Source organism: Pseudomonas sp. GW101-3H06, assembly GCF_059424605.1.
This window is the reverse complement of record NZ_JBWKZO010000001.1, coordinates 3,609,122-3,632,416: the sequence shown is the minus strand read 5'-3', so window position 1 is coordinate 3,632,416 and position 23,295 is coordinate 3,609,122. Positions and strand designations below refer to the sequence as shown.

The following is a 23,295-nucleotide window of genomic DNA, read 5'->3' as shown; positions in this document are numbered from 1 at the left end:
GCCTGCTCGCGAAAAAAGTCGGGTTAACGCGGACGTCCAGGCGGACCGCGTGGGCTCTACCCGAATTTCGAGCCGCCACGCAGTTGCACCGGACTGACGCCCAGCCGTTGCCTGAAGGTGGTTGCCATGTGCGCCTGGGAGTTGAAGCCGCAGGCGTGGGCGATTTGCGCCAGGGTGGCTGTCGAGTCGCGCATCAGGGCTCGAGCCTTGGCGACGCGGCGGTCAATCAGGTAGCTGTGCGGGCTTTTGCCCGTTGCGTGTTTGAATGCGCGCATGAAGTAGCCTTCGGACAATCCCAGTAACCCTGCCATTGCCGGTATACCCAGCGGGCCGTCGAGGCCAGCGTCGATGAACTCATCGAGCAGGCGCATCCGGCTGCCGGTGATCGAGCCTTGGGGCGTCGCCGACCAGGTTTCTTTGCCCGTCGCCCGTTCAGCCAATGCCAGTGCCCAGGCCTCCCAATCGTCCTCCACCGAGGCCCGCAACAGCGCGGCGCGCATGCGTAACGCGAGGGTAACGGCCTGCGGATCAATGCGATTGTTGAAGGCGCGATCCCCTGTCAACGGAGCACCGTCGGTGCGCATGACTCGCAGGTATTCACCGCCCTTGGCTGATTCGGATAACACGTCGCAGCCGGCGGGAACGAATGCCAGGCCGTTGGGCAGGGCATCGAAAGGCTGCACTCGATCGCTGCCGATGGCGTGCAGGCCTCGCTGGCTGTCGAAGGCAAAACCGATCGCCGCCTGGGTCGCGACATAGCGGGTTGCGTAGGCGGCGCCGGGCAGCAATTCGATCGCCCAGGGGCCTGCCTCGATGCGACGGACCGGTTCAGAGGGCAGCGGGGGCAGCAGGCGGCTTCGATGGTTCATGCACACCATAGTAGTGAAGAGGGCACGCAAAAGTCAGGTCAGTTTTTTGAAAGCCGGGGTGATGCGCTCCTGTCTAGACTGGGCAAAACCTCAGGGGATGCCCCATGCACACACTGACCCGCGACGATATCGAACAAGCTGCCCGCCACGTTTACCAAGTGATGCCTGCCACCGCCCAATACCCTTGGCCCTTGCTGGCCGAACGGCTGGGTTGCACGGTGTGGGTCAAGCATGAGAATCACACGCCTACCGGCGCCTTCAAGGTGCGCGGCGGCATTACCTTCATGCACTGGCTCAAACGCGCGCAACCAGAGGCGAAGGGCATTGTGACCGCCACCCGAGGCAATCATGGCCAGAGCCTGGCGCTGGCCGCCAGCGCGCTGGGGTTGCGGGCGTTGATTGTGGTGCCGCAAGGTAATTCGGTGGAAAAGAACAATGCCATGCGTGGCTTTGGCGGCGAAGTGGTGGAGTTTGGCCGCGATTTCGATGAGGCCCGTGAAGAGGCCGCGCGGCTGGCGCAAGTACATGGGCTTTATCTGGTGCCGCCGTTCCACACCGAGCTGGTCAAGGGTGTGGCCACCTATGCGCTCGAGCTGTTCGAGGCGGCGCCGGATCTGCACACCGTCTACGTGCCCATTGGTTGTGGGTCGGGGATTTGCGCGGTGATCGCCGCCCGCGATGCTTTGGGTCTGAATACCGAGGTCGTAGGGGTGGTTTCCACGGAGGCTGAGGCCGCAAAGCTGTCCTTTGAGGCTGGAGCCCTATGCGAAACCGCTTCGGCGAATACTTTTGCCGATGGCCTGGCCGTGCGCAAGCCGATTCCCGAAGCGTTTGCCATCTACGGGGCGGCTGCGGCGCGGATCGTATCGGTCAGCGAAGAGCAAATTGCCGAGGCCATGCGCGTCTATTACACCGATACCCACAACCTCGCTGAAGGCGCCGGCGCGGCGGCCCTGGCAGCGCTGATTCAGGAGCGTGAAAGCATGGCCGGTCGAACGGTGGGTGTGATCCTGTCCGGCGGGAATATCGACCGATCGGTGTATGCGACAGTGATTGCGTGAGTGTCAGAGGCTGTACGAGCCCTCAGAGCAGGCTCCACGACACTCCGACGTACACCCCGAGACCCTCGCCCGGCGTGGAGCGTGCCGCATCCAGCCCTTTGTCGTCGTAGCCGGGCGTGACGGTGGCGGCGTAGTGCTTGTTCGTCAGGTTGCGCATGTCCAGCCAGGTCTGCCAGTCGCCCTTGGGCGCGTTGTAGCCCAGGGTTGCACCGAACAGCGCGTAGGGGTCGGCGTAATAGCTGTTGGCGTAATCCACTGCCACCTTGGACACTAACTGCGTGTTGAGCGCGGCGAAAAAGCCCAGGGGCCAGTCGTAGCGCAGTTCGCCCTGGTAGTAGTGCATCGGCAGGCCCGGCAGGCGGTTGTCGCCGAAGCGGTCGTCGTCGCGGTAGTGGAAATCACTGAAGGTATAGCTCTGGCGCAGGCTCAATTGGCCGCCACCGTCCCGCGACCACAGGCTGCTCTGCAGGCTGGCTTCCACGCCCTGGTGCACGGTGGGGCTGGCGTTGAGTTCATAGGGGGTGGTGGCGTTGGCATCCGGCAGTACCGACAGCAGTTCGTGGCGCACTTGGGCGTAGTACCAGGAAAGGCTCCACTGGCCCACCACGCTGTCACCGCGTCCACCCAGTTCCAGTGTGGTTGCAGTCTGGTTTTGCAGTTCGATCGGATCACGCTGCGTACCGGTAGCAGGGCCGCTGCCGGCCGGGAAACGCTGATTGGCGCTGTAGATCAGTGACCACGGGTGCGGCCCTTCGACCGAACGGCTGAGATTGCCGAACAGTTGCAAGTCGGGTGTCACCTGATATCGCAGGCCCAGGCGTGGCGCGTAGTCCCAGTCGTTGAGGCTGGTCTTGCCACCGCCCTCGGGGTAAGTCACAGCGCTTTCACGGCGTGTGTAAATGGCGGCGAGGCCGGTGGTCAGCCACAGGTCCTCGGCGATCTCCAGGTCATTGCCAGCATGCAGGACCGTGTCTGAACCCTGGTAGGTGAAATTGCGCATGGGCGTGCCCGGCGCGTAGCTGGCAGTGTTGCCGCCGGGGATTCGCACCCGTTCGCTGGCGCCGGCATTGGGCAGGTGCTTGGTCACGCGCAAACCCAGGGTGCTTTGGCTTTCCAGGCCCCAGAGGGTGTCGCGGCGCTTGTAGTCGAAGGTGCCGCTGACATCGGTGTACGCCACTTTCAGCCGGTTGGGACCCTCGCGCAAGTCCATCGGATAGTCGTGGTAGACAAGGCCGGTCTGGATGCTCGAATCGTCATCGAGATAGAACGTTGTCTTGTTGCCGATAAAGGTACTGCCCGGCTGGTCACGGCTGTCATCGCGCGCCACATAGGCGGGGTTGGCCGCCCGTGGGTCGTGTTCGATGGCGTGCTTGGTCACCCGGCCTGCGAGGTCGTTGTCGGTCTGGCGGTGGCGCAGGTAAAAGCGTGTTTGCAGGTTCGGGTTGAAGCGATAACCGAAATTGGCGATGACGCCCTGACTCTCACTGGCCGTGTGGTCCTGGTAGCCATCGGAACGCGCATCGGTCATGGCCACGTAGTAGTCGAAGTCACCCAGCACCTGCCCGGAACTGACCTGGCGCTGCTGATAACCATGGCTGCCCATCGCGTAGCGCACTTGCAACTTGGGTGCGTCGTAGCCGGTGTGACTGACGTAATCGATGGCCCCGCCCAGGGCCAGGGCGCCACGGTCGAAACCGTTGGCGCCGCGCAGCACTTCCACATGGTCGAGCCACAGCGGCTCCAGCAATTCGTAGGGTGTGCCGCCAGGGCCGGTGAGTGGCAGGCCATCAAGCATCGTATATAGCCCCGAAGCGTGGGCGCCCGGGGCACGGTTGATCCCCGATCCACGGATCGAGATCTTCACCCCTTCGTTGCCCGCAGACTGGGCATACACCCCGGGCTGATAAGCCAGCACATCCTGGTTACTGGCCACCCGACCCTGTAGGGTACGGCGCATGTCCACCACATTGGTGCCGCCGGGCACCTGGGCCAGACGGGCCTCGGCATCCTCGACCGACGCGTCTTCGCCACTGCCGTCTTCAGCCCCGATCAGTACTTGTCCAAGCTCCAGGCCCTGGGCCATGGCCGGACAGACAAGGGCCAGGCCCAGCAAGGCAGCGGGCAGGGAATTGGGCGAGGGCATTGAGAGAACTCCAGACGTACAGGAACGGGCAGTGAAGAACTGCGACGTAAGGAGGAACGAAGGAAACACATGGGGATTTTGTTTTTTGGCCAGGTAAGCGGGTATCACCTGGCCAGTGATGGGGTTTTACGGTGTCAGGGGCAGGGCTTACACCGTCAGTTTCCGACTGAATTTGGTTTCCATCACAATGTGGGACGCGGTGTGCGCCACCCCCTTGATCATGTTGATCCTGGTGAGTTCGGCGTTGAGTTCGCTCAGGGTCGGCGTGGCGAGATGAATGATGAAATCCGATTCACCCGAGACGGCATACACAGCCTGCACAGCATCCATCTTGCGAAGAGAGGTCATGACATCGGTATAACTCTTGTTAGTGCAGGAGGTCATGGTGAAACAATTGATGGTCTGCTGGAGCCTGTTCTGGTCGATACGCACGCTATACCCGGTGATGACGCCAGCCTTTTCCAGTCGGGCGATCCGCTCCTGCACCGAAGACCGTGAGACTTCGAGCTTGCGTGCCAATGAAGCTGTGGGTTCGCGTGCGTTGTCCTGCAGCAGGCCAAGCAATTGCCTGTCCTTGTCAGTCAGGTTAAACAACGGACCGGGATTCTGCGCTTGCATGAACACTTCCTTGACCTCGCTGGGATTTCAGTTTTTTTGAGTCGCCCTGCGTTGTGAACGCGTTTCTTGAAACATATCCATCATCTTCAGGCCGGCGTATACGGTTTGCGCCGCAGCCGGGCCGAGAGGGCCGCCATTCCATTCCAGACCGTAGGCATCGAACAGACGGTAGCGATCAGTCTCGCCGCAAATGGCTTCTGCAATGACGCGTGCGCCAATGGGGGCGGTGTTCATACCATGGCCACCAAATGATGTACACGCCCATAGCCCCTTTCCGAGCGGACCGATGTGAGGCATTTTGTGCCGCGCATAGCCCATCAAGCCGGACCAGGCTTTATCGATCTTGATGCCCCGCAACTGCGGGTATACGTCGAGAATGTCTTCGGTCAGCAGTTGCCCCAGGCGTTTTTCATCCTGCAGGTTGCGGGTGGTGATACGGCCGCCCCAGAGCAGGCGGTCACCGTCGACGATTCGGTAATAGTCCGAGGCTCGGCGATTGTCGCCCACGGCATCGGTGGTGCCTACCGCATTGGCCAGACGCTCGCCCAAATGTTCGGTCAGTACCGCATAGGTTGCGATTGGCAGGAAGGCGCGCCGTAATTTCCCGAACTCAGGGCCGCCATAACCGCCGCAGCAATACACCACGTTCGCGCAATCGACAGTGCCCCGGTCGGTGATGACGCGATGTCGTCCATCGCGGCTCTCAACCCGGACCATGGGTGACTGTTCATGGATCTTGCCGCCGATGCACTCGATGAGCCGGGCCAGGCCCAGGCAATAGTTCAGCGGGTGGAAGTGAAATCCGTGATTATCGCGCAGCGCCTGGAAGTACCTGTCGGTCTTGAGCTTTTCGCGCACGGCGCTGCGATCCAGGTAGTCGAGGTGGAAGTCGAAGTCCGTCGCCATCCTGTCGCGCAGGCGCTTGAGGTTATCGCCATCCTCGTAGCGGACCACGCTCAATTTTCCAGGCGTTGGCGCGCAACCCGGCAACTGATGACGGGCGATCATGTCGCGAACGGTGTCGACGCCTTCGAGCGACAGTTTGAACAGCGCGGCGGCTGTCGGTTTTCCGCAGCGTCGCTCGATGGAAGACAAGCCTTCGGACCAGCCCTGGAGGACAAAGCCGCCGTTACGGCCGGACGCTCCCCAGGCAACACGCCCGGCGTCGAGCAGCACCACGGACCGTCCTCGCGATAACAGTTCCCAGGCTGTGCTCAGTCCCGCCAGGCCTGCGCCGATGATGCAGACATCGGCCTGGACGTTGCCTGACAACGGCGCGCGCTCAGTCGTGTCGTGCATCGTGGCGGTGTAGTAATTGTTGTTATAGGTGTACATGAAGTCCGTGGTCCTTTTTCGCGCGCAGACAGGCAGCGCGCCGCGTCGGGAACGGGCGCCTGCCATGCAATGGATGTAGTGCGCCGGGATTATTGAATGGCGGTCAGATCAGCGCCGTACCACTTCTCGGACAGTTGCTTGAGCGTGCCGTCGGCTTTCATCTCTGCAACGGTTTTGGTCAGGGCGCTATTGAACGCTTCGTCGCCCTTATCCACGGCGATGGCCAGCGGTTCGTAGTAAGCGGGTTTGCCCTCCACCCGGACGATGGGATAACCATTCTTGACGGCCGCGACGACGGTTGGCAGTGCGGACAAGGTGGCGTTCAGTCGAACCCCGTTGCCCATGCGCAGATCATCCAGAGGACCCATGCTGTCGCCGTACGTCTTCACCTCGCCCGGCGTGACGTCGTAGGTGAACGCTGGTACATCGGCCGCGTCGATCTTGAGCCGACGATTGATGTAGTCCTCCGACGTCGTGCCTGCTTCGACGCCGATGATCTTGTCGTTCAGATCCGCTGCCTTGGCTCCTGCTGCATCTTTGTGCACGGCGAATACATAGGGCGTGTAGTAGTAGATAGCGGGGAAGTCGAGGACTCGGGCGCGCTCGGTGGTTGGTGTCATCGAACCCACCGACAGGTCCCAGCGATTGGACCAGCGTCCCGCAGTGATGATCCCGTATTCGGGGGTCACGAAGTCGACCTTGCTACCCAGGCGTCGGCCGATTTCGGTGGCCACATCGATATCAAAACCTTGCAGCTTGTTGTCCGGACCCAGGAACGATTGCGGTGGCCAGTTGGCGGCGGTGGCCACTTTGATCACCTTGGTTTCATGGATGCGGTCGAGGGTCGAGCCCGCCCAGGCGGCGCCTGTGCCGAGCGTGACGGCGGTGGTGACAGCGGCTGCGGTGAACAAGCGAGTGATCGAGATCATGAGTAAGCCTCCAGGTATCTTGTGTGCAGTTTTTTTGTTGTTTTTGTCGATGACTTCAGAAGGTACGGTGATGCTTCTCAGTGGCTGAGAATCTGTGACAGAAATTCCCGAGCGCGTTCATGCTGCGGGTTCTCGAAAAACTCATTGGGTTTGGCTTGCTCGATGATGCAGCCCTGATCCATGAAGATGATTCGGTCGGCAACCCGTCGGGCGAACCCCATCTCGTGGGTGACGCACACCATCGTGATACCGTCCTGGGCCAACTCACCCATCACGTCCAGCACTTCCTTGACCATTTCGGGGTCAAGCGCCGAGGTGGGTTCGTCGAACAGCATGATGCGTGGACGCATGCACAGGGCGCGGGCGATTGCCACGCGCTGCTGTTGGCCGCCGGAGAGTTGGCTGGGGTATTTATCCGCCTGGTTGCCGATCCGCACGCGATCAAGGTATTCACAGGCCAGTGCGCGAGCCTCTGATTCACTCAGCTTGCTCACCAGGCGCGGCCCCAGCATGAGGTTCTCCAGCACCGTCATGTGCGGGAACAGGTTGAACTGCTGGAAGACCATGCCGACCTGACGGCGGATGCTGGCCACGCAGGCGGCATTGCGAGTCAACTCGATGCCGTCGATGAACACTTGGCCTTTCTGGAAGTCTTCCAGCAGGTTCAGGCAACGAATCAACGTCGACTTGCCTGAACCCGACGGACCGCAGACGACCACGATTTCGCCGCTGGTAATGTGCAAGTCGATGCCTTTGAGTACATGAAATTCGCCATACCATTTGTGCATCTCATGAATCGAAATGGCGGGGTACGGAGCAGGGGCTGCTGAAGTTGACGACGGGTTCATCGTAATGCTCCTGATTCAGCGGTGGGCACGATTGAAGTGCTTTTCCAGACGCGACTGAACGGTTTCCAGCACGATCGACAACAGCCAATACAGCACGGCTGCGGTGATGAGCATTTCCAGGTGCCGGAATTCGGCGCGTCCTTGGGTTCGTGCCAGGAACATCAGCTCCCAGACCCCGATTACCGAAACCAGCGAACTGTCCTTGAGCATCGAGATGAACTGGTTGCCCGTCGGCGGAATGATCAGGCGCATGGACTGCGGGAGAATGACCCGAGTCATCGTTTGAAAGGGATTCAGGCCAATCGCCCGGGATGCTTCCCACTGACCCCGCGAGATACTGCTGATCCCCGCTCGGAAGATCTCCGTCATGTAGGCGCCATAGCAGAGCGAGAGTGCCAGTATCCCTGCCGGAACTGCACCGACCACGTAGCCGAGTTGAGGGATGCCCAGGTAAATGAGATAGATCTGGATGAGCAGCGGAACGCCGCGGAAAAATGAGGTGTAGAAGCTGGCGATGGCAATGGCGAAACCGTTGGAAGATAAACGGGCGGTCGCTCCCAGCAGTGCCAGGACAAAGGCGATGGCAATGGAAATCGCGGACACGTAGACGGTGGTGAAAACCCCTTGGGTAATCATGAAGCCGACTTTGGTCGCGATGAAACTGTAGGAAAGATTGAAGGTGTCGAAGAATAAAAGGAACAGCACCAGCAATTCGCACCAGACCGTAATGATCTGCGCCCGCAAGGGAAACCGGCCAAGGATGAACAGATTCAGTACAACGGTGATGGTGAATGTGCCCCCGACCGCGATGTCACGCGCCAGCGGTGCTTTCAAGTCAAGAACGATTGGCCCCATCAGATTGGAAAGACGGCTTTCACCCACACCGCAGACAAGCGTGATGACGAAAATGACAGTGGCGACCGCCCCCATGAACACGGCGCTGTCAGTCATGCGCGCCTTGACGATATGGTCTTTGTACATGGCTTACGTACCTCGGGGTGTAGCCCCTTTGTTGTTGTAAGTCCATTATGAGTGTGCGAAATGCCGGGCGGGACCCTGCAAAATGTTGGATTTGTCAGTTTGTGCACGCATATCGGTGGGTCGCATCCCTGCATCTGTGCGTAACTCTGGGCACTCTGGCCATGAGGACTTTTCGGATGCAGCCCAAACGCTGGAGAGTAGGGCCCTGGACGTTATCGAACGATCAAGGGCGCAGTTCTTGTCGGTTTGATTGCTCGCTTCTCTGTATTTCCCAAAGGAATCATTGAGTTACTAAATGGTCATACCCACGGTTACGTTGTTCGAATGACATTGCCGAGCAACCACACCGTTTCATGCCCCCGACCTTTAGGACACTCAAATGAATCGCGCAGTCATGATGATCCTGGCCATTTCAAGCACTCTCTTGCTGGGAGGCTGTGGCCATCACTGGGATGACGGAGAAAGGCACGGCCGATACCACGATCATGATCATCGCCGCGGATATGACCAGAGAGATGACGACGATCAGGGTTATGACCGTCGATACGATCGTCGCGATTATGATCGCGATCACCGCCGTTATCGTGATCGTGACGACAGAGACGACTGACACCTGCAGCGTCTTTCAATCGCGAACCCCGGAAACGACAAAGCCCTGAATAATCAGGGCTTTGTCGTATTTAGATGGCAGTGGCGATGGGATTTGAACTCATGGACTTGATACAGTCGACGGATTTTTAATCCAGTGGATTAATCATTATATTTCAATAGGTTGGGTTGTACTCAACTCCGCAAGGGAGTGGCCCGCAGCGCCTACGGCCCGGCTTGCCCGCAATGGTCGCCCAGGATTACTTCAGTTTCGCCACCATGGCCACGGCGACTGCCTTGGCCGACTGTGGGTTCTGGCCGGAAATGACTTCGCGGTCTTCGATCACGTTCTCGCTCCATGGCTTGGCTTCGGAGAAGTTGGCACCGGCTGCCGTCAGGCCATCTTGCGGGAACAGCTTCATATGGCCGCCGCCGAGGAACCCTTTAGCCTGCTCCTCTTCCGCGTCGGTGAAGGCGGTGACTTTGTAGCCCTTGTAAATCCAATTGGCTGGCGCTGCCGGCTGTTTACCCGATTCCAGCGCGGAGACAAAACCGTGCGCGTCCGGGATCGCCGACAACATGGCTATGGTGCCATGGCAGGTAAAGCCGGTGACCTTGCCTTTTTCATGGAAGTTGGTCAGCAGTTGACCCAGTTGCTTGTCCTTCAGCAGATCCTGCATCGGAATATGGCCGCCAGGCACGAATACGGCATCGAACTTGTCGTAGCCGATTTTCTGAACTTGCGCAAAGCTGATTGCTGGCGAGTTGCTCTTCGAGGTCAGCTTCAGCGTGTCCAGCAGCGCGAGACTTTCCTGGCGGGCCTTTTCATCGCCGCCCCAGAAGCTCACATCATTGGATTTCTGGTCTGCAGTTGGCGCCTTGCCGCTCGGGGTGGCAAATACGACGGTTTGACCCGCCGCGATGAAGGTCTGCACCGGTTGCATTAATTCGTTGAGGAAGAAACCTGTTTGCATGACCTTGCCGTCTTTCAGGTCCAGTTGAGCCTGATCGGACAGTACAACCAATACCGTGCCGGCGTTGGCATAGTTAGCGGCAGCGGCAAGCAGGGCGGCAATCATGGTTTTTTTCACGCGATTCTCCAGTAGCAATGGTTTGATGGAGCCATCTTATTACTAGAACAAAACGCGATAGAGTCCCTGAATTGATTTTCACTTATTACATTGAGTAATCAATGGTTGGCACAGCTGTCCCTGAAGTTCTTGGCCCGATTATTGGCCGATAACTGCCGCTCACGAACGACCGCGTTCGGTCAAAAGCAGTCGGTCACAGGAGACAGCTATCGACCCATTGCAGACGTTCCAGACAGGTTGCTGTTGGCCGATAGACTGAATCAGGTGTCGCCTAGCAGCATGATATGAGTAGCATGGACATCCTCTGTTCGCATGAAACCGCAGTGCAGGTAAAACGCATTTCCTTCGGACGTATCGGTGGAAAGACGCACGTTCTGAAAGCGAAGAATGGCATGTGCAACTAGCGCTTTTACTAGCGTTTGACCCACGTGTTGCCCCCTTGAAGAAGCTGCGACGTAAACGCGTCGCAGCCTTGCCGTATTAGTCTCGCCATATGGATCAACTGAAAGGCCTCCGATGCCTATCAGCTGCTGGTTGAAATACGCCGCCATAAGGCATTCTCCGGGTGCATCGAAACGATTCGCTCCGGAGTGCCAGTCGGCAATCAGCCGAGTGAGAAACCTGAAACCCTCTCCAACTGCCTCTTTTTCCAAGATTAGAATCTGTGGCGGCAGGTGCGTGATCTGATGAATCTCGACTTGTTTCATGCATCCTCCTTGATTCGGTGTGTAACCGTTTTGGCTGGTCGAGGATCTTCGTGTGCACTCTATGAGAGATGCAAGTGGCAGTTATCGACCCATTGCGGTCAATCGATCTGAGGCGATGAGTTGGATGGCGTATACCAGTGAACTCTGGAGGCGACATAAACATGTTTTTGCTTCTGAGGCGTGAAGGGGGTGTCGAGTGTGCCCAGTGCTATCGAAACCCAATCGGAAAATTCACCTTGAAAACGTGACCAGAACAAAGTCGAACCACACTGCGCGCAGAACTCGCGTTGCACAGAATCTGAAGAAGAATACTTAGTGATGTGCCCGGCGCCGTTGAGTATCCGTAATGCGCTACGGGGCACGCTACCATACGAAGCGAATGCTGCACCGTGACCTTTACGGCATTGACTACAGTGACAATGACTCACTGCTTTTGGCGTAGTCAGTAGCTCATAACAGATTGCTGAGCAAAGGCAGCTTCCCTGGTAGATCTCTGTCATGCGTTTGTCCCTGTCGCTGGAAAAGGCACCAGCTTAATCACCTGAATCTGATCAGTCGAACGTCCGCTCCTGGCCGGTTTCTGCCTGTCGCCACGGGCAGAAACGACCCATTGCTTACCCTCTCTTTTGAAGGTGGGAAAGCTTGGCAGCCGGGGGCTTCTGTGTGGAGTGTATCGAGCTGTTCGATGTTTATAAGCAGTAATTATCATTTTTTTTCGATAGGTTATCGAGGCAATAATCCATCCACGATTGAACTGAAAAGGCTAACGGGATGGCAAAAGCAGAGAGTTACACCAGTACTGCAAAGTGGCTGCATTGGGGGATGGCGTTGCTCTGGATCGGTGCCTGGTTCATTGGAATTCTGGCCACTCACTGGCGTGATGAGTTCAATGCGCATCATGAGCTGACATTCCTGCACAAAGCGATGGCGAGTACGCTGCTGTTTTTGATCGTCGTGCGTATCGCATGGCGGCTTACTCACCCCGCGCCGGCATTGCCCGCGGCGATGAGCCCGTTAATGAAGCGGGGGGCTTTCTTTGGTCATTTGATGCTTTACGCAATTGCGCTAATCGGCCTGCCACTCTCTGGCTGGTATTGGAGCTCTGTGGCAGATAAACCCATCCTCGTGGCCGGGCTTTTTCAGTTACCGCCTATGGTCGGTCCTGACCAATCGCTTTATGACTTGGCAAAATCGATTCATACCTATGTTGCTTGGCTATGCGGAGCCTTGGTGGGAGGACACGCCCTCGTGGCGCTCACGCATCACTTCGTTGAAAAAGATGAGGTGTTGAAAAGCATGCTGCCTGGTCCTAACTCGTAAGCGAGTCCAAGGAATAGAGTCACAGCGAATAGAGGCCAGATTTTTATCCCCTCTCAAGCGACTGGTTCTGGCCGATTACTGCCGGTCCTCACAACCAAAAAGCCACCAAAAGCAGATCTTGGATTTCTTGTCCTCCAGCGCTACGCCCCATTGGCTGAGCGATCATTTCCCGGTAAAGAACCATCAATAACTCTGCGAACGTTGATGCCGAGAAGGTATAACCATGCCCCGCTCAAACAGGACAGTACTGGCATATTCCGTAAACGCACTAACAGCCCGGGGAATGTGCCGCCTGCTGGGAAATACAAAATAGACGCCTGCCGCATGGCTATATCCGGGCAAAACCTCTTGCAATTCGCCTCGCTTCAGATAGGCCAGCGTGGTCAGAGATGGCACCAGCGCTATACCCAGATTCGCCAGCGCAGCACCTAACTGAGCCTGCTGCGTGTTCACCTGAAAGCGGCTGTTGACGGGCACTTCGACCGTGCCATCCGGACCACGCAACCGCCATGTGACCGGAGTGCTGCCCATCGACGGCAGCGTGATGCATTCATGTCGGGTCAGATCCTGCGGACTGATCGGTGTTCCATGGGTGGACAAGTAGTCAGGGCTGGCAACCATACGCCACTCAATCCAGCCGATTTCCTTTGCCACCAGCATTGGCTCCACCATTTTTCCGGACCTGACGGCGACATCAATCCCGTCAGCAAGCAAGTCTGCGCGAGCATCGCTCAGCACAAACTCCACTCGCACGGCGGGATGTCTGGCCATGAAGTCGGCAATCGACTCCATGGGAAACCAGTTCAAGAAGTCCACGCCGGCTGCCACGCGAACACGGCCGCTCGGTTGTTTGCTGCTGTCTATCAGATCCTGGGCAGACTGGTTCAGTGCATCGATCTGCTCTGCACACTGTGCAAAAAAGGCCTGGCCGGCATCTGTCAGTGCCAAACGGCGCGTTGAGCGCTGCAGCAAGCGTACGCCGACGCTACGTTCCAGCGCTTGCAGACGACGGCTGCCAGTGCTGGGCGGAATACCCAACCGTCGCCCGGCCTCTGCAAAGCTACCCGCACGTACCACGTGAACGAACAGGGCAATGTCATTCAAGTCCAAAGATCAATTATCCCAAAAATGCACGAGTACATGTCATTACTTCATCTTTTTCCATAGTAACTCCCGACCTACCATTGCGCGCACCTTTTACACAGGAAGCCTGTAATGACCCTCTCTCTGCATCAACCGGCGCGGCTCGGCGAACTGTCTTTGAAGAACCGCATCATCATGGCGCCGATGACACGCAGCCGGGCAACTGAAGCCAACACCCCCAACGCGTTGATGGCCGAGTATTACTCGCAGCGCGCAGCCGCGGGACTGATCATCGCTGAAGGCACCTCCCCCTCACCGAACGGCCTGGGCTACACGCGGATGCCAGCCTTATTCAATAGCGCCCATGTGCAAGGCTGGAAGCAGGTCACCAGCGCTGTGCATGCCAAGGGGGGCAAGATCGTGCTTCAGCTAATGCACGCCGGCCGTATGGCGCATGTCGCCAATTTGCCCATCGGTGCAGAAGTGCTTGGCCCTGGCGCGGAGCACGCGCCCGGTGACATCCATACTGACGCACATGGCATGCAGGTCCCCTCCACGCCACGCGCAATGAGTGTCAGCGACATTCAGCTGGCCATCGCGGAATTTGCGCGCGCCGCGAGCCTCGCCATTGAAGCCGGTTTTGACGGTGTGGAGCTGCATGCCGGCGGCGGTTATCTGCTTGATGCCTTTTTCAATGCAACCATCAATCAACGCACTGATGCATACGGCGCCAGTTCGTCCGCGCGCAACCGTTTCATTCTGGAAGTAGTCCAGGCGGTGGTGGCCGCAATCGGCGCAGCGCGTGTAGGCATCCGCTTCATGCCCCACAGTGGAGCGAACGGTGCATTCAACTTTGCTGAAATGGACGCGCAATATGTCGAGCTCGCTCGGCAACTTTCCAACTTCGGCCTCATGTACCTGCACCTGGTGAACTTCGAGTCGATGGGGTTGCCGCCGCTGCCCGTCGGCCTGCGTGACGCCATGCGCAACGCTTTCAAAGGTCCGCTCGTATTGGCAGGCGGTTTCGACCAAGCCAGTGCTGTAAGCGCACTGGAAAGAGGTGACGCCGATTTTCTTGCCTTCGGCCGGCCATTCCTGGCCAATCCGGATCTGGTCAATCGTTTGCAAGCCGGAGCCCCTTTGAATAGCGCCGACTTCGCGACGTTTTATTCACACGGATCGCAAGGTTATACCGACTACCCAACTCTGGCCGAACAAGACGCCGAAGAGGTTCAAGCATGAAGACGTCTCAAACTTATCGGCTGACCGCGCCAAGCCTGGAATCGCTTCAACTGTTTACCGAGACCGTGCCCACCATCGGTTCGTATGAAGTATTGGTCCGGATGCGCGCCGCATCACTCAACTACAAGGACAGTTTCTACCTGGCTGGCGCACAGGGTATTCAGTTGCCTCGCCCCACCGTGCCGCTATCCGACGGTGCTGGCGAAGTCGTAGCGGTGGGTGAACGGGTAAATCGTTTCGCAGTGGGCGATAGCGTGGCAGGTAACTTTGTGCAGGACTGGCTGTATGGCCCCTTGGGCGATCACGCCGCACATTCGAGCACGACGCTTGGTCATGGAATTGACGGCACGCTGACGGAATATCGAGTATTCAATCAGGAAGGATTGGTGGCACTGCCCCGGAATTTGTCTTACGAAGAAGGTGCCACGCTGCCTTGCGCTGCGGTGACAGCCTGGAATGCCGTGCGAGAGATTCGTCCTGCGCAAACAGTGCTGATTCTGGGCACCGGCGGCGTGGCCCTGTTTGCCTTGCAATTTGCCAAAGCGCTTGGCGCCCGAACCATTGTCACGTCTTCCAGCGACACCAAGCTGGCTCGCGCCGCTGCAGCCGGGGCAGATCATTTGATCAATTATCAAGGCGATCCGGACTGGTCTAAAAAAGCACGCGAGCTGACCGACGGGAAAGGTGTTGATCACGTAATCGAAACCGTTGGTCCTGAAACGCTGGAACGCTCCATACTCGCCACTCGGCGTGACGGTACGGTGCATTTGGTTGGCTTGATTAATCCGATCGGGAAGATTGACCCAATGCTTATTCTTGGCGGTACAGTCACTGTACGCGGCGTGCGTGTCGGTTCACGGCAATTGTTCGAGGAGATGAATACCTTCATAGAACGAAAAGAAATCCACCCGCTGATAGGACACCGCTTTCACTTTGGCAATGCCAGGGATGCCTTCGCCCAGCAACTCAAGGGGCCAGAGTTTGGAAAGATCGTAATCACCTTCTGATGTGGAGATGGTCGGCCGGAAGCCGTCGCTTATCAGTGACCGCCTCTGGCCGAAACCTGCCTATGAAGACGGCCATATCCCCTGAGTATCGAGGTCGAATCAACTAAATTTAAGGGGGACGCACCAGCGTCGAAGGGGCAGGGTTGCGGAAATGACCGAAAAGATGCGGAAACGATCCGCAAAGCTCGAAGCAGAAATCTCAAACCTCAGAAACGACAAAGCCCTGAATAATCAGGGCTTTGTCGTATGAAGATGGCGGAGGCGATGGGATTCGAACTCATGGACCTGTTACAGTCGACGGTTTTCAAGACCGTTGCCTTAAACCACTCGGCCACACCTCCGTTTGCGTTGCGGGCGCCATAATACCTGAATGAAACACACTGTCAAACTCTCTGCATAGCTTGTTACAGAGCGTCTGTTATGATCTTTGCGACTGAACGTTACAAACCAACAGGAGTGTCGCCATGCGCGAACAGGATTACGCAGTTAATAACAGCTTGCAGGCTGAGCAGCTAGAGGTTAGCCGCGTCCTGCGCAACACATACGGCTTGCTGGCACTGACGCTCGCCTTCAGCGGTGTGATGGCCTATGTTGCCCAGCAGATGCGTGTCGGCTACCCGAACATTTTCGTGGTGCTGATCGGCTTTTATGGCCTTTTCTTCCTCACCAACAAACTCCGTGATTCCGCCTGGGGCCTGGTGTCGGCATTTGCCCTGACCGGTTTCATGGGTTTCCTGCTCGGCCCGATCCTCAACCGTTACCTGGGCATGCAGGGCGGCGCTGAAGTGGTCAGCTCGGCCTTTGCCATGACGGCACTGGTGTTCGGTGGTCTGTCGGCCTACGTGCTGATCTCCCGCAAGGACATGAGCTTCCTCAGTGGCTTCATCACTGCGGGTTTCTTCGTGTTGCTGGGTGCAGTGGTTGCCAGCTTCTTCTTCCAGATCAGCGGTCTGCAACTGGCGATCAGCGCAGGTTTCGTGCTGTTCTCCTCGGTCTGCATTCTGTTCCAGACCAGCGCCATCATTCACGGCGGCGAGCGTAACTACATCATGGCGACCATCAGCCTGTATGTATCGATCTACAACCTGTTCGTCAGCCTGTTGCAGCTGTTCGGCATCATGAGCCGTGATGACTGATTGTCAGCGTTAAGCAAAAAACCCGCTTCGGCGGGTTTTTTCTTGTCTGCGATTTGATGAGGAAACTACGCCATCGGCGGCAGCCGGCGTTTGACCGGGGTTTTCTTGACGATTGCGGTGTTGGTTTCGGCGTGGGTGTTGAGGCGATCGAGCAGGGTGTCCAGTTGTTCCATCGAGCGCACGTGCAGGCGTGCGATGAAGCAGTCGTCTCCGGTCACCTTGTCGCACTCGGTGAATTCGGGAATGGCCATGATCTGCCGTTCGACTTCCTGCAACTGACCCGGCAACGGGCGAACGCGTACGATGGCCTGGAGTTGATAACCAAAGCATTTCGGGTCGATTTCAACGGTGTAACCCTTGAGCACGCCACGTTCTTCGAGGCGACGCAGGCGTTCGGCCACGCTGGGTGAGGACAGGCCGCTGAGGTGTGCCAGGGCCTTGAGCGAGCGTCGCGAGTCTTCCATCAATGCGCTGATCAGCACTTGGTCGATGTCATCGGTCATGGCGAAAAACCTCAATTAGGCAATTATTCGAAACCACCTTTATAAAAAAGGCAGATTCCGAGTTTAGCCTGATTTTTGCGCTGGAGAATCGCCTCGGCCGATTGGCATACTTTGCCCACTCACAGAGGAGTCTGGAAATGGACAAAACAATACGTCGCGGCTCGTTCGAAATGACCGCCGCCATGCTGATCTCCGGGACCATCGGCTGGTTTGTGCTGGTGTCCGGGCAACCGGTGCTGGACGTGGTGTTCTGGCGCTGCCTGTTCGGGGCCGGTGCGCTGCTATTGATTTGCGCGGCATTCGGCTTCCTGCGCCCCGGTATCCTGACCCGCACCACGTTCCTGTTGGCGGTGCTCAGCGGCGTGGCGATCGTCGGCAACTGGGTGTTGTTAACCGCTTCCTATTCCCGCGCCTCGATTGCCATCGGCACCGCGGTGTACAACGTGCAACCGTTCATGCTGGTGGGCCTGGCCGCGGTCTTCCTCAACGAGAAAATTACGCTGCAGAAGCTGGCATGGCTGGGTGTTTCGTTTCTCGGAATGCTGGCCATCGTCAGTGCACATGGCGGGGAGGGCGAGAGCGGTAACGAGTATCTGATAGGTATCGTTCTGGCTTTGGGTGCTGCGTTTCTCTACGCGATCGCCGCGTTGATCATCAAGCGCCTGACCGGTACGCCGCCGCATCTGATCGCGTTGGTTCAGGTCAGCACCGGTGTGTTGCTGCTCGCACCATTCGCGCACTTCTCGGCCCTGCCGCAGGAGGCAAGCGCCTGGGGCAGCCTGGTCACCCTGGGTATCGTGCACACCGGCGTGATGTACGTGCTGCTGTACGGCGCGATCCAGAAACTGCCGACGGCACTGACCGGCGCACTGTCGTTCATCTATCCGATCGCGGCGATCTTCGTCGACTGGTTTGCCTTCGGCCATCGCCTGGAACCGCTGCAATGGATCGGGGTTGCCGCGATTCTGCTGGCCGCCGCCGGCATGCAGCAGGGTTGGAGTTTGAAGTTTCGGCGTACGGTTACCCCGTAAACCGCTTGGATGTTCCAGTGCGACGCAGTGCAGACGATAGCGCCGGTCCGGTCCAGCTATGGACGCAGTACCGGCGCAGCAGCGATGGCAGGGTGGTGCTGAGGTTCGAGCTCCTCAGAAAATGTAATCAGTGGTCAAAAAGCTCGAACTGCGTCCGCTGATGATCTCGCTGATGAGGTCCTTGTTGGTCTCCTGAAACTTGGTCGCCACCAACGTACGGATCGAAAACACCCGCAACGCGTCATGCACCGACAATGTTCCCTCGGCGGAATTTTTGCGGCCATTGAATGGGTAGGTGTCCGGGCCGCGCTGGCACTGGGCATTGAGATTGATGCGCCCGACCTGGTTGGCGAAGGTGTCCACCAGGCGGCCGACAGCGACCGGATTGGTGCCGAAGATGCTCAATTGCTGGCCGAAGTCCGACTCCAGAACGTAATCGATCACCGTGTCCAGATGACGGTACGGCACGATCGGCACCACCGGGCCAAACTGTTCTTCCTGGTAGACGCGCATCTGTGGCGTCACCGGGTACAGCACCGCCGGGTAGAAGAACGATGCGCGGGCCTCGCCGCCATGGGGGTTCACCACTTTCGCGCCTTTACCGATGGCATCGGCCACCAGCGCGTGCAGGTAATCGACCTTGCTCGACTCCGGCAGGGGCGTCAGGGCCACGCCGCTGTCCCATGGCATGCCGGGTTTTAGCGAGGCCAGTTTGGCGTTGAATTTCTCGATAAAGGCATCGACCACGTCTTCGTGGACGAAAAGGATTTTAAGCGCGGTGCAGCGCTGGCCGTTGAACGACAGGGCGCCGGTGAGCGCTTCGTTCACGGCATTATCCAGATCCACCTCCGGCAGGACGATGCCAGGGTTCTTCGCGTCCAGCCCCAGCGCCGCGCGCAGGCGGTGAGGGCGCGGATGCAGTTTCTTCAAGTCACTGGCGGCCTTGTTGGTGCCGATAAACGCAAAGATATCGACCTTGCCGCTGGCCATCAGTGCGCTGACGGTCTCGCGACCGCTGCCGTAGATCACGTTGATCACCCCGGCCGGGAAGCTGTCGCGGAACGCTTCCAGCAGCGGGCGAATCAGCAGCACGCCGAGCTTGGCCGGTTTGAACACCACGGTGTTGCCCATGATCAACGCCGGAATCAACGTGGTGAAGGTCTCATTCAACGGATAGTTGTAAGGCCCCATGCACAACGCCACGCCCATCGGTACGCGGCGGATCTGGCCGAGGGTGTCCTGCTCCAGTTCGAAGCGGCTGGAACGGCGGTCAAGCTCTTTCAGGGCGTTGATGGTGTCGACGATGTAGTCGCAGGTGCGGTCGAATTCTTTTTCCGAGTCCTTTAGGTTTTTGCCGATTTCCCACATCAGCAGCTTGACGACGGCCTCGCGCTGTTCACGCATGCGCCCCAGGAAGGTTTCGACATGCTGGATGCGCTCGGCCACGCGCATGGTCGGCCACAGACCCTGGCCGCGATCGTAGGCACGGACCGCCGCGTCGAGGGCGGTCAGTGCGGTGTCGGCATCCAGCAGCGGCGTGCTGCCGAGGATGACCTGTTCGTCACCCGATGCGGTGCTCAGGTACACCGGGCTGCGCACTGTGGCGAGGGCGCCCGGCCAGGTTTTCAGGGCGCCGTCGACCAGGTATTCACGTTGTTCGATCTGGCCGCCCAGGCGGTATTTTTCCGGAATGCTGGTGGCCTCGGGAAACAGGTTGCCAAGCAGATCTGCTGTGCTCATGTCGCTACCCCGTGTGAGTTGGCGAGGCAGGCCCTCTGTGGGAGCGAGCCTGCTCGCGAAGGTCGTGAACGATAACGCGTAAAATCAGGTGCACCGTGGCGTTAATGAGTTTTTCGCGAGCGAGCTCGCTCCTACAGTGAGTCAAACCAGCGGCAATGGGCAGAATAGAGGGGTTGAGGGTCTGGATCTTGTGTCACAAGCGTAGACTGCTTTGCGCGCTTCTTGAAACGCGACTTTTGACCTCAGTCCACACAACGACGGGTGCTGCGGTTAAACTTCGCGTTCTTTCTAAAGGAGTTCACATGAGTCACTACCAGCCGGGCATTCTCGCCACCCCTGTTCCGCCTCACGCCCGCCATATGTTCTTCGCCCTCGAATCCGCTGCCGATCTGCCGGCCGCGCTCGACAAGTTGGTGCACCTGGTGGACGGCACGTCGGCTGTGATCGGTTTTGGTGAGTCCCTGGTCAAGGCCCTGGACGGCAACATAGAAGGGCTGCGCGCGTTCCCGGCGATGAGCGGCGTGGGCGTGGATAACCCGTCGACCCAACACGCGCTGTGGTGCTGGTTGCACGGTACCGACCGTGGCGAATTGCTCAATCGCAGCCACGTTTTTGCCGCCGCATTGGCGCCGGCCCTGCGCCTGGTGCAGGTGACCGAAGGTTTCCGCCACCGCGACGGCCATGACCTGACCGGCTACGAAGATGGCACCGAGAACCCTCGCGACGAAGCGGCCGCGGCTGCGGCGCTGGTGGGCGAGGGCGCTGAAGGCACGGTTGGCGGCAGCTTCGCCGCGATCCAGCAGTGGCAGCATGATCTCAAGCGTTTCCACGCAATGCCGTCCCACGAAACGGACGACATCATGGGCCGGCGCTTGAGCGACAACGAGGAACTCGATGACGCGCCGATCTCTGCCCACGTCAAACGTACCGCCCAGGAAAGCTTCGCCCCTGAGGCATTCGTGGTCCGCCGTTCGATGCCATGGATCGAAGACGATCGCGCCGGCCTGATGTTCCTGGCCTTCGGTTTCTCCCTCGACGCCTTCGAAGTCCAGCTGCGACGCATGAGCGGTCTGGAAGATGGCATCACCGACGGTCTGTACCGTATCAGCCGGCCGATCACGGGTGGCTACTACTGGTGCCCGCCACTGAAAGACGGCCGCCTGGATCTGCGCGCCTTGCGCATCGGCTGAGCATGACGATGAACGTGGTGCGTTGGGGCATGATCGGTTGCGGCAGCGTTGCCGAGCGCAAGAGCGGACCGGCCTTTTACAAGGCACCCGGTTCGGCGCTGGTGGCGGTGATGGGGCGGCGTCTGGAAGCGGTCAGCGATTACGCCGCGCGTCACGGCATCGTCCGGATCTACACCGACGTTGATGGGTTGATCAACGATCCCGAAGTCGACGCGGTGTACATTGCCACGCCCCCCGACAGCCATCACGCTTACGCCCTGAAGGTGGCCGCCGTGGGCAAGCATTGCTGTGTCGAAAAACCGATGGCGCTGAACGCCGGGCAAAGCCGTGAGATGCAAAAGGTTTTTGCCGATGCCGGCCTGCACCTGTTTGTTTCTTACTACCGGCGTTCGTTGCCGCGCTTCCAGCAGGTGCGGCAGTGGCTGGAGGACGGGCGCATCGGCGAGGTTCGGCACCTGAGCTGGACGTTGACCAAAGCCCCGTCGCCGGCCGATCTTGGCGGTACGGATAACTGGCGCACCGATCCTTCGATTGCCGGCGGCGGTTATTTCGCTGACCTCGCCAGCCATGGCTTCGACCTGTTCCAGTACCTGCTGGGCGATATCGTAGAGGTCACCGGGTTCACGGCGCGGCAGGCGGGTTTGTATGCCGCCGAGGATGCCGTCAGCGCCAGCTGGCGGTTTGCCGGGGGAGCGCTGGGCATGGGCTGCTGGAACTTCGTGGCGGATCGGCGTGAGGATCGGGTCGAGGTGATCGGCAGCAAAGGCCGGATCCGCTTTTCGGTGTTCGACGAACAGCCGGTAGAGCTTGAGACCGATGAGCATCTCAGCCTGACCATCGAGCATCATGAGCATATCCAGTGGCATCACGTGTTGGGCATGAATGCTCATATTCGTGGCGAAGCCCGGCATCCGGCGCTGGCCGCAGAGGCGCTGAAAACCGATTGGGTCATGGACCAGATCCTCAAGCGCCACTAAACCTGTGGGAGTGAGCCTGCTCGCGAAAGCGGTGTGTCAGACAAATTAATGTCGAATGTGCTGCCGCTTTCGCGAGCAGGCTCGTTCCACAGGGTGTTAGTGGTGGTCAGAAAGACTTGCTGGCACTCGCCACCACAGTCGCACTGCACACATCATCAAACCCCCAGTTGCTGGTGCACTGGCTCTTCGACAGATCGGTGTCGATGTAACTCAGCCCCAGCATCACACCGGCCAGTTCATGGGTCAGCTTGACTTCCCATTCGCGGTACGAATCCTCGGCCTTGCCCGAACGCGAATACAGGTGCGGGTCCTTGAAATCCATCATGCCGTAGCGCAGTTTCAAGCCAATGTCGTGGGGCAATTCGGTCTCGTAACCGACATAGCTGTAGAGCGAATTCTGCTTGCTGTCGATGCCCGGTGCATCGGCGGAGTAGTAGGCTGCGAGTTTTACGCCATGGACGCTGAGAATGCCGTAGACCTCACTCTGGTTGAACTGGCTCTCCCTCGGGTATGTGTATTTGAGATAGCCGGCATCAAGACTGACCTCGTCAGTGGCCTGCCACAGCCAACCGGCGTAGTAGTCGATTTCCTGGCGGGTTTTCAGGCCGCCGCCATAGTTGACGTTGGAACTCCAGGCGCCCAGGTACAGGCCACTGCTGTGTGCCAGGGTCATGCCGCCTTGCAGGGCCGGGTCATTTTGGGTCTGGGAGATGCCGCGGGTGCGATAGTCGCTGGCCAGGGTCACGTCGAGCAGTAGGGCGAAGTCATCGTTCAAGGGTACGGCCTGGCTGCTCAAGGGCAGCAAGCTCAAGGTCCCGAGGGCGAGCAGGATGGAGGCTTTCATGGGGTGTTTCCCGTTATTGTGATTGTTATGGGCAGGGCTGTTGTGGAAGTAC

At 58.7% G+C, this 23,295-nt stretch carries 23 protein-coding genes and 1 tRNA gene; 9 read left to right on the top strand and 15 right to left on the bottom strand.

Translation table 11 applies throughout. From position 1 onward, the window contains the following. Positions 1-56: 56 nt before the first annotated feature. The gene (locus AC07ZE_RS16500) at positions 57-878 is read right to left on the bottom strand and encodes a helix-turn-helix transcriptional regulator (protein ID WP_207267836.1); all 822 of its coding nucleotides are present in this window, start codon (positions 876-878) and stop codon (positions 57-59) included. A 95-nt stretch (positions 879-973) separates the two neighbouring features. On the opposite strand from AC07ZE_RS16500, the gene AC07ZE_RS16495 reads away from it, so the two are divergent. After that, positions 974-1,930 (top strand): threonine dehydratase, encoded by a 957-nt coding sequence (locus AC07ZE_RS16495; protein WP_207265734.1) that lies wholly within the window; start codon positions 974-976, stop codon positions 1,928-1,930. A gap of 22 nt (positions 1,931-1,952) precedes the next feature. Here AC07ZE_RS16495 and AC07ZE_RS16490 read toward each other — a convergent pair whose 3' ends face one another. The 6 genes from AC07ZE_RS16490 to AC07ZE_RS16465 form a co-directional block, all read right to left on the bottom strand. Then, the gene (locus AC07ZE_RS16490; protein WP_207265733.1) at positions 1,953-4,073 is read right to left on the bottom strand and encodes a TonB-dependent receptor family protein; all 2,121 of its coding nucleotides are present in this window, start codon (positions 4,071-4,073) and stop codon (positions 1,953-1,955) included. Positions 4,074-4,220: 147 nt separating this feature from the next. Then, positions 4,221-4,691, bottom strand: coding sequence for an Lrp/AsnC family transcriptional regulator (locus tag AC07ZE_RS16485; protein ID WP_095195310.1), 471 nt, complete (start codon positions 4,689-4,691; stop codon positions 4,221-4,223). 27 nt (positions 4,692-4,718) lie between these two features. Then, entirely contained in the window at positions 4,719-6,026 is a 1,308-nt protein-coding gene (locus AC07ZE_RS16480; protein ID WP_207265732.1) for an NAD(P)/FAD-dependent oxidoreductase, read from the bottom strand. A gap of 89 nt (positions 6,027-6,115) precedes the next feature. Next, complete coding sequence (locus AC07ZE_RS16475) at positions 6,116-6,955, bottom strand: transporter substrate-binding domain-containing protein (protein ID WP_207265731.1); 840 nt, start codon at positions 6,953-6,955, stop codon at positions 6,116-6,118. Positions 6,956-7,032: 77 nt separating this feature from the next. Then, positions 7,033-7,803, bottom strand: coding sequence for an amino acid ABC transporter ATP-binding protein (locus tag AC07ZE_RS16470; RefSeq protein ID WP_207265730.1), 771 nt, complete (start codon positions 7,801-7,803; stop codon positions 7,033-7,035). Positions 7,804-7,818: 15 nt separating this feature from the next. Beyond that, positions 7,819-8,784: an amino acid ABC transporter permease gene (locus AC07ZE_RS16465; RefSeq protein WP_207265729.1), complete on the bottom strand. Its 966-nt coding sequence runs from the start codon at positions 8,782-8,784 to the stop codon at positions 7,819-7,821. A gap of 379 nt (positions 8,785-9,163) precedes the next feature. Between AC07ZE_RS16465 and AC07ZE_RS16460 the strand changes: the two genes are divergently transcribed. Beyond that, a complete protein-coding gene (locus AC07ZE_RS16460; protein ID WP_259331960.1) occupies positions 9,164-9,394 on the top strand; it encodes a hypothetical protein in 231 nt (76 codons plus the stop codon). A gap of 238 nt (positions 9,395-9,632) precedes the next feature. Here AC07ZE_RS16460 and AC07ZE_RS16455 read toward each other — a convergent pair whose 3' ends face one another. The 3 genes from AC07ZE_RS16455 to AC07ZE_RS16445 all read right to left on the bottom strand — a co-directional run bounded on the left by AC07ZE_RS16455 (position 9,633) and on the right by AC07ZE_RS16445 (position 11,670). Then, on the bottom strand, positions 9,633-10,463 hold the full coding sequence (locus AC07ZE_RS16455) for a type 1 glutamine amidotransferase domain-containing protein (RefSeq protein ID WP_310650377.1): 831 nt from the start codon (positions 10,461-10,463) through the stop codon (positions 9,633-9,635). Positions 10,464-10,723: 260 nt separating this feature from the next. Continuing rightward, complete coding sequence (locus AC07ZE_RS16450; RefSeq protein ID WP_207265727.1) at positions 10,724-11,170, bottom strand: GNAT family N-acetyltransferase; 447 nt, start codon at positions 11,168-11,170, stop codon at positions 10,724-10,726. A gap of 98 nt (positions 11,171-11,268) precedes the next feature. Next, positions 11,269-11,670 carry a GFA family protein gene (locus AC07ZE_RS16445; RefSeq protein ID WP_207265726.1) on the bottom strand — a complete coding sequence of 134 codons (402 nt, stop codon included), beginning with the start codon at positions 11,668-11,670 and terminating at the stop codon, positions 11,269-11,271. 271 nt (positions 11,671-11,941) lie between these two features. Here AC07ZE_RS16445 and AC07ZE_RS16440 point away from each other — a divergent pair, with 271 nt between their 5' ends. Further along, positions 11,942-12,490 (top strand): cytochrome b, encoded by a 549-nt coding sequence (locus AC07ZE_RS16440; RefSeq protein WP_207265725.1) that lies wholly within the window; start codon positions 11,942-11,944, stop codon positions 12,488-12,490. A 183-nt stretch (positions 12,491-12,673) separates the two neighbouring features. Here AC07ZE_RS16440 and AC07ZE_RS16435 read toward each other — a convergent pair whose 3' ends face one another. Continuing rightward, positions 12,674-13,594, bottom strand: coding sequence for a LysR family transcriptional regulator (locus AC07ZE_RS16435; protein WP_310650376.1), 921 nt, complete (start codon positions 13,592-13,594; stop codon positions 12,674-12,676). Between the two features lie 111 nt (positions 13,595-13,705). Here AC07ZE_RS16435 and AC07ZE_RS16430 point away from each other — a divergent pair, with 111 nt between their 5' ends. Together AC07ZE_RS16430 and AC07ZE_RS16425 are read left to right on the top strand one after the other, a co-directional pair. Further along, on the top strand, positions 13,706-14,815 hold the full coding sequence (locus AC07ZE_RS16430) for an alkene reductase (RefSeq protein ID WP_207265723.1): 1,110 nt from the start codon (positions 13,706-13,708) through the stop codon (positions 14,813-14,815). Further along, positions 14,812-15,822 carry a zinc-dependent alcohol dehydrogenase family protein gene (locus AC07ZE_RS16425; RefSeq protein ID WP_207265722.1) on the top strand — a complete coding sequence of 337 codons (1,011 nt, stop codon included), beginning with the start codon at positions 14,812-14,814 and terminating at the stop codon, positions 15,820-15,822. Before AC07ZE_RS16430 ends, AC07ZE_RS16425 begins: the two co-directional genes overlap by 4 nt. Before the next feature lie 253 nt (positions 15,823-16,075). On the opposite strand, the gene AC07ZE_RS16420 is transcribed toward AC07ZE_RS16425, so the two are convergent. Continuing rightward, positions 16,076-16,163: transfer RNA gene (locus AC07ZE_RS16420), tRNA-Ser, on the bottom strand. A 123-nt stretch (positions 16,164-16,286) separates the two neighbouring features. Here AC07ZE_RS16420 and AC07ZE_RS16415 point away from each other — a divergent pair. Next, complete coding sequence (locus AC07ZE_RS16415; protein WP_137805121.1) at positions 16,287-16,958, top strand: Bax inhibitor-1/YccA family protein; 672 nt, start codon at positions 16,287-16,289, stop codon at positions 16,956-16,958. 65 nt (positions 16,959-17,023) lie between these two features. On the opposite strand, the gene AC07ZE_RS16410 is transcribed toward AC07ZE_RS16415, so the two are convergent. Beyond that, positions 17,024-17,461 carry an Lrp/AsnC family transcriptional regulator gene (locus tag AC07ZE_RS16410; protein WP_207265721.1) on the bottom strand — a complete coding sequence of 146 codons (438 nt, stop codon included), beginning with the start codon at positions 17,459-17,461 and terminating at the stop codon, positions 17,024-17,026. Positions 17,462-17,598: 137 nt separating this feature from the next. On the opposite strand from AC07ZE_RS16410, the gene AC07ZE_RS16405 reads away from it, so the two are divergent. After that, the gene (locus AC07ZE_RS16405) at positions 17,599-18,492 is read left to right on the top strand and encodes a DMT family transporter (protein ID WP_207265720.1); all 894 of its coding nucleotides are present in this window, start codon (positions 17,599-17,601) and stop codon (positions 18,490-18,492) included. Between the two features lie 114 nt (positions 18,493-18,606). Here AC07ZE_RS16405 and AC07ZE_RS16400 read toward each other — a convergent pair whose 3' ends face one another. Further along, the gene (locus AC07ZE_RS16400) at positions 18,607-20,232 is read right to left on the bottom strand and encodes an NADP-dependent glyceraldehyde-3-phosphate dehydrogenase (protein WP_207265719.1); all 1,626 of its coding nucleotides are present in this window, start codon (positions 20,230-20,232) and stop codon (positions 18,607-18,609) included. 302 nt (positions 20,233-20,534) lie between these two features. Here AC07ZE_RS16400 and AC07ZE_RS16395 point away from each other — a divergent pair, with 302 nt between their 5' ends. Together AC07ZE_RS16395 and AC07ZE_RS16390 are read left to right on the top strand one after the other, a co-directional pair. Further along, the gene (locus tag AC07ZE_RS16395; RefSeq protein ID WP_207265718.1) at positions 20,535-21,422 is read left to right on the top strand and encodes a Dyp-type peroxidase; all 888 of its coding nucleotides are present in this window, start codon (positions 20,535-20,537) and stop codon (positions 21,420-21,422) included. Positions 21,423-21,430: 8 nt separating this feature from the next. Next, positions 21,431-22,399: a Gfo/Idh/MocA family protein gene (locus AC07ZE_RS16390; RefSeq protein WP_207265717.1), complete on the top strand. Its 969-nt coding sequence runs from the start codon at positions 21,431-21,433 to the stop codon at positions 22,397-22,399. Between the two features lie 106 nt (positions 22,400-22,505). On the opposite strand, the gene AC07ZE_RS16385 is transcribed toward AC07ZE_RS16390, so the two are convergent. Next, positions 22,506-23,243: a TorF family putative porin gene (locus tag AC07ZE_RS16385; RefSeq protein WP_207265716.1), complete on the bottom strand. Its 738-nt coding sequence runs from the start codon at positions 23,241-23,243 to the stop codon at positions 22,506-22,508. Between the last annotated feature and the right edge of the window lie 52 nt (positions 23,244-23,295).